Below are 6,783 nucleotides of genomic sequence, written 5' to 3'. Positions count from 1 at the left end.
CGTGTTACTGTTTTTTCAACTTGAGACTCCAAAAAGTTTTCTGCACCACTAAGCCAACCCAGTTACAATCTGTAAAGAAACTGAAAAGGTAAGATGGAATCATGCGTGTTGCAATAGTGGGTGCGGGACTGGCTGGGCTAGCAACCGCAGTAGATTTGGCCGATGCTGGTTGTGAAGTCCAAATTTTTGAGTCCCGTCCATTTGTTGGTGGTAAAGTCAGCAGTTGGGTAGATGGCGATGGCAACCATATTGAAATGGGGTTGCACGTATTTTTTGGCTGTTACTACCAGCTATTTGATTTGATGGAAAAAGTGGGGGCGTTGTCTAATTTACGTCTTAAAGAACATACCCACACTTTTATCAATAAAGGTGGACGCACGGGCGCTTTAGATTTTCGTTTTGTCACAGGTGCGCCTTTCAACGGTTTAAAGGCATTTTTTACGACTTCTCAACTATCTTTACAAGATAAAATCCAAAATGCGATCGCCTTGGGTACTAGTCCTATAGTTCGGGGATTGGTAGACTTTGATGGGGCGATGAAAACTATCCGCAACTTAGATAAAGTTAGCTTTGCTGAATGGTTCCGCAGTCACGGCGGTAGTGAAGGAAGTATCAAACGGATGTGGAATCCCATTGCTTATGCTTTGGGATTTATTGATTGTGACCATATTTCCGCCCGTTGTATGTTGACTATCTTCCAGTTCTTTGCAGCTAAAACCGAAGCTTCAATTATGCGGATGCTGGAAGGTTCCCCTGATGAGTATTTGCACAAACCGATTATCAAATATCTCGAAGCTAGAGGCGCGAAAATTCACACGCGGCGACAAGTGCGAGAAATTCAATTTACCCAGTTAGGTGAAGAAACTCATGTCACTGGCATGGTTGTGGCTCAAGGTGACACAGTAGAAACTATTACAGCTGACGCCTATGTCTTTGCTGGGGATGTCCCCGGAGTTCAGCGAGTTATACCCCAAGAATGGCGTAAATGGTCAGAATTTGACAATATTTATAAATTAGATGCAGTACCAGTAGCTACAGTGCAGCTGAGATTTGATGGCTGGGTGACGGAACTGCAAGATGCAGAGAAACGTAAACAGCTAAATCATGCAGCCGGGATAGATAATTTGCTCTACACCGCCGATGCAGATTTTTCTTGTTTTGCGGATTTAGCTTTGGCCAGTCCCAGTGATTATTATCGCCCAGGACAAGGGTCTTTATTACAGTTGGTACTTACACCGGGAGATGCTTTTATTAAACAAAATAATGAGGCGATCGCTCAACATGTCCTCAAGCAAGTTCATGAATTATTTCCCTCATCACGGGAATTGAATATGACTTGGTACAGTGTGGTCAAACTGGCGCAGTCTCTCTACCGGGAAGCACCAGGAATGGATGTATACCGTCCTCACCAAAAAACGCCAATACCTAATTTCTTTCTGGCTGGTAGTTATACACAGCAAGACTACATCGACAGTATGGAGGGAGCCACAATTTCCGGACGACGTGCAGCAAAAGTGGTTCTGGAGAATGTGAAGAAATAACAAACCACAAAGGTACAGAGAAGCAACTGCGGTGGATGGTTTCCCCAGCATCAAGCAAGTGGCATAACGCAGAGGAAGAAAATAATATGGCAGATTGGTTAGAGCATAGTGTCCAGGTAGAAGTAGATGTTCCTATTGATTTAGTATGGAGCCTCTGGTCTGACTTAGAGCAAATGCCTCGGTGGATGAAATGGATTGATTCGGTGAAAATTTCGCCGGACGATCCAAATATATCTCTTTGGAAATTGAGTACTGGGGGTTTGGAATTTAAGTGGAAGTCCCGTATTCTCAAAGTGATACCCAACCAAATTATTCAATGGGAATCTGTTGATGGGTTGCCGAATCAGGGCGCAATTCGTTTTTACGATCGCCACAATAGTAGCATTGTCAAAATGACTATTTCTTACGCCATACCGGGAATCCTCGGCAAAATTATGGATAATTTGTTTTTGGGGCGGGTGGTAGAATCTACAATTCAGGCTGATTTGGAAAGGTTTAAAGAATATGCTTTGAATGTCAAAGATAATAACTAAGGCAATTATTTAATGACTGCCAGTAACAGTAACTTGACATGACAAAACAACTGAAACTATGCGGCGTTACATACTGTTGGTTCTGGTAGTGTATCGCCCGTAGCTTCATAAGCAATAATTAGCGACTCTAAGGCTTCAATGCCGTTGGCTACTGCCAATTCGTAAGTATCCCCATGAGTTCGCCATTCTTGTCCGGGAAAATCTGGTAATCCTACCAAGAAGCAATTGTCTTCCTCTGACCATTGAATAATCATTTTGTACTTAAGATTACTCATTTACCAAGTGGGGTCACTGTATAGATTTATCGTCATTTCTTCGCGTCCTGGTGGTACTGACGAAATACAAGCGCGGATGACATCTCCATCTTCAAGTTCCACGGTGCAGGCGTGACAAGACCCCATGAGACAACCTGTAGGAATAAACACTCCAGCCCTTTGGGCCACATCTAAGAGGGCTTCTCCTATTTCGGCGTTAACGGTGACATCATCTGGTAAAAAGCGGACGCGAATACTCATGAAAAAAATAGCCTAACTAAGACAAAAAAGGTATTAAGTCTAAATGGGTTTCAATTTCTGTAGCCAGAGAGTCGAGAATTTGTTCTCGCTGTTCCCGGTAGTTGGCAACACCTGTGGGTAAAGATTTTAAACCCCGTTGTTGACGCAGGCGATTTAACCAAGCACGTCGCCAAGGGCCGTTGTCAAATAGTCCGTGGAGATATGACCCCCAAACGGATTGACAGCTATCCACTAACCCTAAGTTAACATCATCAAATAAAGGTTGGTAGGCTTGGCCATCTACTTGTTGTTCGATACGCGATCGCCCTTGGTGGATTTCAAATCCACTCACTGGTAAGCCCATCTGGGGATAGTTGGAGCTAACTTGCCGCTGACGAGCAATCTTTTGTCCTGTAATTACTGTTCTAATGGGTAGGAGATTTAATCCCTGAAATCTGCCGGCTTGTCCTTCTACTCCTTCAGGATCGGCGATGATTTGCCCCAGCATTTGGTAGCCACCGCAAATACCCATCACTGTGCCACCAGAAGCTGCATAGTTTTGAATTGCTTCTGCCATACCAGTTTTTTGCAGTAATAGCAAGTCATTAATGGTGGTTTTTGTACCTGGGATAATTACGGCATCTGGATGTCCTAAATCTTGCTTGGGACTTAGGAATTTTACTGATACAGTTGGTTCCGATTCCAAAGGGTCAAAGTCTGTAAAATTGGCAATTCTCGGTAAACGGATGACGGCAATATTCAGGTCTGTATTGGTTTTATAAGACTTGCGTTCAAACAGGTCAAGGGAATCTTCTGCTGGGAATATTTCTTCAAAATAAGGTATGACACCAACCACAGGAATACCAATACGTTCTTCCAACCATTTTATTCCCGGTTCCAAGATTGATCGCTGTCCTCTAAACTTGTTAATTACGATACCTTTAATTAGTTGGCGTTCCTCTGGTTCTAGTAACTCAAGAGTACCAACCACATGGGCAAAGGCACCACCGCGCTCAATATCAACTACTAATATAGTTGGTGCATTTAAATATGTTGCTATCCGCATATTAGTTAAGTCGCGGTGTTTGAGGTTAATCTCTGCCGGACTACCTGCGCCTTCGCAAACTAGCAAATCAAATTCTGTAGATAAATGTTTGAGAGATTCTTCAATGGCCTGCCAACCCATATCAAAATATTGTTCGTAGTAATCTGCGGCCCTGACTTTGCCTACAGATCTACCTTTGATAATGACTTGGGATGTCATATCCCCTTGGGGCTTGAGAAGAATCGGATTCATTTCTACCCAAGGAACAACACCTGCGGCCCAAGCCTGTACGGCTTGCGCGTAACCAATTTCGCCCCCATTAGCAGTGACATAAGCATTCAAAGCCATATTTTGACCTTTAAAGGGAGCCACCCGCCAGCCACGCCGTGACAAAATCCGACAAATAGCTGTAGTTATCAGTGATTTCCCTGCGTGGGAAGTTGTCCCCACTACCATAATTGCTTTCATAGGTCACTATAAATTTTTGAGAATTAGGGGGTGAAATATCCGGGTGAACGGTAGAAAATCAGCTTTTTAACAACTGTGAAGCTGTTAAGCAGAGGAAATTAGCACAAGCGTATCCTTCCTCATCTCACTTCGGGAATCTCTACCAAAATTTCCTCAATTTACTGAGATTGCTTTAGTAAAGACTTGATAAAGGAATCTGATGCTTTTACGTATATATTGTTCCCCATAACTACCACATCCTAACTTGAGGACTGGCAATTCTAATAAGGTAGTCTAAACCAGTAAATCATTGCATTGTACAGGCGATCGCGCCAAGAGGGAGTAGGCCAATTTTTTCCCTGGTATTGTTCTAGTAGCTGGCGACCTAGAGGAGTCAAGCGAAAACCATCTGTAATTCCTTGACCATCGACTTCTCGCCGGAGTACACCTACTTGAATCAGCCAGCCTAAAGCATTATCACACGCCAATTCTGACAAAGAGCGTTGAGTGTAGCCATGCTTGACACCATTTTCCAGGGCGATGGCACCTAAAGGCACACTCTGATGACCCATCGTTTCCCACAAACCAATATTGAAGGGAGAACACACAAGCGATCGCTCCGCCCTTTTTAATGTTTTACGGGTATAAAAAAACGTTTTCGGATTTTGAGAATCTACTTTAGTCATCACTCGTTAGTCATTAATTTATTTTCCCAACCCCCAATCTCGAACCACCAGTTTTTCTAGTAATTCATTTAATCATTGTAAATTATTGTAAAATTTCAGAGTCATCAATCTGAAAACAGGAAAGGTTCATTATGCCTCTAACAGTTGGTACGGATGCACCTGCATTTACCGTCAAAGATACTAACGGCAACACCGTTTCATTATCTGATTTTGCTGGAAAGACAGTTGTTTTGTATTTCTACCCCAAAGATGACACCCCAGGTTGCACCAAACAAGCTTGTAGCTTCCGGGATGCCCAACCTAATTATCAAGGTAAAGATGTTGTAGTTTTGGGAGTCAGCGCGGATGATGAAGCTTCTCATCAGGCTTTTACCCAAAAATATAATTTGAATTTTCCTCTTTTGGCTGATACTAACCAAAGTTTAATCAAAGCTTACGATGTTGATGGTGGTGGCTATGCCAAGCGTGTCACTTACGTAATTGACCCTAACGGTAAAATCGTCCATGTTGATGCTAGTGTTAATACCACTACCCATGCTAGTGATGTTTTAGCGGCACTGGGTCTGTAGTTTTTACGGTATCTGGAAAACCTCTCTCTAAATCTCTCTCCTGCGAGGAGAGAGACTTTGGATTCCTGATGTGGAAGTTAGATTTTCCGTGGACTTTTCCACATAGAAAATTCACGGGATAAAATCTACGGTAATTGACTTTCTTCAGGTGAACTCGATGGCTGATTTGTATTTAACTCCTGTTGTCGTTTTTGAATTGCTCTTTCTTGAGCGGCTCTAAATTTTGCGGCTTCTGAGTTCAATTGTTCTTGCTGTTGCTCCCGATTCCAGTTGATATTCCCAAAATTCGCTTGGTGAATCAGATCAAACATATTGAAGTCACCTGAATTGGGGCGAGCCAAGGGGTCGGTATTTTGATTTGTACCACGATCTACTGTGCCGATTTGAGCCAAACTGGGTGGAACCATTAGCAAAGAAGCAAAACTAATTCCTGCTAAGGTGGCTAGAGAAAGTTTACTAACTGATAAAAATGATTTTTTCATGGGGTTTTTACTTCAAATCACTCCAAACACATTATGCTGTCATCTTATGCAAGAGTCCGGCGTAATCGGGGTTGAATGCTCAATAAAGCAATCAGAGCAAAGCCAAACAACACCAACAACGCTCCCCCAAAGGTAACATTACCCCAAGGAGCTTGCATCACTACACTACCTAATCCCCAATCACTGTGTAGATAAAGATAGCGAATTGGTTCAATGGCATAGCTGAGAGGATTCAGGGTAGCTATAACTTGCAACCACTGAGGCATAAAGGTTAAAGGAGCTAAGGCTGTACTTGCAAACAGCAACGGCAGGTTGGTAACAAAAATTACGGCAATTAATTCGATGTGACCGGGTAAAGCAAAAGCCAAACCCAGAGAGATGGCTGTCACACCTAAAGCCAGCAGAAAGACAATTAAGGCGATCGCACCTAAACCTGCGACATCCGGTAAACCCGCACCCAAAAAGGCGGCGGCTGCCACAATTACAGCTGCTTGTAATAAACTTTGGCTAATAATAAAGATGGCCGAAGCAAAGACAATGGAAAACCTGGATGCTAGAGGTGCTACCAGTAAGCGATTTAAAAAACCGAACTCACGGTCAAACATTACAGGTAAGCCAGCATTTAAGGCTCCAGCAAAGGCTGTAAATACAATGATACCAGCCGCCAAAAATTGCCCGTAATTTGTCGTCGTAGTTCCAAACAAACCTTTGGGGGCATTTTGGAATAAAGCACCAAATAGCACTAACCACATCACCGGCTGAATAATTCCCGCAACTAAAGTTGAGGGGCGGCGTTGTAATTGAATAAACAAGCGGCGAGTTAAAGCTAGTGTCTCTTGTAGCAATTCACCAAAGAAATTGGGAGCAGCATTAATATCTGCTTGCGGTGATGCTAATTCCTGCCAATTCATTTCTGATTTAGGAGTAATAGTCATAGGGAGTAGGGAGTAGGGAGTGGGGAGTTGGGAGTTGGGGGGATGGGGGGA

General features: G+C 43.2%; 9 protein-coding genes. 3 read left to right on the top strand and 6 right to left on the bottom strand.

Going from position 1 to position 6,783, the window contains the following annotated elements; translation table 11 throughout:
• Window positions 1–101 precede the first annotated feature (101 nt).
• A complete protein-coding gene (zds, locus tag ACM0OS_RS27925) occupies window positions 102–1,541 on the top strand; it encodes a 9,9'-di-cis-zeta-carotene desaturase (RefSeq protein WP_414546433.1) in 1,440 nt (479 codons plus the stop codon).
• An 86-nt stretch (window positions 1,542–1,627) separates the two neighbouring features.
• Entirely contained in the window at window positions 1,628–2,074 is a 447-nt protein-coding gene (locus tag ACM0OS_RS27920) for an SRPBCC family protein (RefSeq protein WP_414546432.1), read from the top strand.
• Between the two features lie 56 nt (window positions 2,075–2,130).
• On the opposite strand, the gene ACM0OS_RS27915 is transcribed toward ACM0OS_RS27920, so the two are convergent.
• The 4 genes from ACM0OS_RS27915 to ACM0OS_RS27900 all read right to left on the bottom strand — a co-directional run bounded on the left by ACM0OS_RS27915 (window position 2,131) and on the right by ACM0OS_RS27900 (window position 4,746).
• Window positions 2,131–2,349, bottom strand: coding sequence for a type II toxin-antitoxin system HicB family antitoxin (locus tag ACM0OS_RS27915; protein ID WP_414546431.1), 219 nt, complete (start codon window positions 2,347–2,349; stop codon window positions 2,131–2,133).
• Complete coding sequence (locus ACM0OS_RS27910) at window positions 2,350–2,589, bottom strand: 2Fe-2S iron-sulfur cluster-binding protein (protein ID WP_414546430.1); 240 nt, start codon at window positions 2,587–2,589, stop codon at window positions 2,350–2,352.
• Window positions 2,590–2,605: 16 nt separating this feature from the next.
• Window positions 2,606–4,081 (bottom strand): cobyric acid synthase CobQ, encoded by a 1,476-nt coding sequence (gene cobQ, locus ACM0OS_RS27905; RefSeq protein ID WP_414546429.1) that lies wholly within the window; start codon window positions 4,079–4,081, stop codon window positions 2,606–2,608.
• Window positions 4,082–4,341: 260 nt separating this feature from the next.
• A complete protein-coding gene (locus ACM0OS_RS27900) occupies window positions 4,342–4,746 on the bottom strand; it encodes an Npun_F0494 family protein (protein ID WP_414546428.1) in 405 nt (134 codons plus the stop codon).
• A 131-nt stretch (window positions 4,747–4,877) separates the two neighbouring features.
• Between ACM0OS_RS27900 and ACM0OS_RS27895 the strand changes: the two genes are divergently transcribed.
• Window positions 4,878–5,315 carry a peroxiredoxin gene (locus tag ACM0OS_RS27895; protein ID WP_414546427.1) on the top strand — a complete coding sequence of 146 codons (438 nt, stop codon included), beginning with the start codon at window positions 4,878–4,880 and terminating at the stop codon, window positions 5,313–5,315.
• Between the two features lie 125 nt (window positions 5,316–5,440).
• Here the strand turns inward: ACM0OS_RS27895 and ACM0OS_RS27890 are convergent, their stop codons facing one another.
• Both ACM0OS_RS27890 and ACM0OS_RS27885 read right to left on the bottom strand, forming a co-directional pair.
• A complete protein-coding gene (locus ACM0OS_RS27890; protein WP_414546426.1) occupies window positions 5,441–5,797 on the bottom strand; it encodes a hypothetical protein in 357 nt (118 codons plus the stop codon).
• Between the two features lie 44 nt (window positions 5,798–5,841).
• Window positions 5,842–6,732: an ABC transporter permease gene (locus ACM0OS_RS27885; RefSeq protein WP_414546434.1), complete on the bottom strand. Its 891-nt coding sequence runs from the start codon at window positions 6,730–6,732 to the stop codon at window positions 5,842–5,844.
• Window positions 6,733–6,783 lie beyond the last annotated feature (51 nt).

Source organism: Nostoc sp. CCY0012, from assembly GCF_963920855.1.
In the GTDB taxonomy this organism is placed as follows: Bacteria; Cyanobacteriota; Cyanobacteriia; order Cyanobacteriales; family Nostocaceae; genus Cyanocohniella.
The sequence above is the reverse complement of the archived record's forward strand: the minus strand, read 5'-3'. Positions and strand labels throughout refer to the sequence as shown.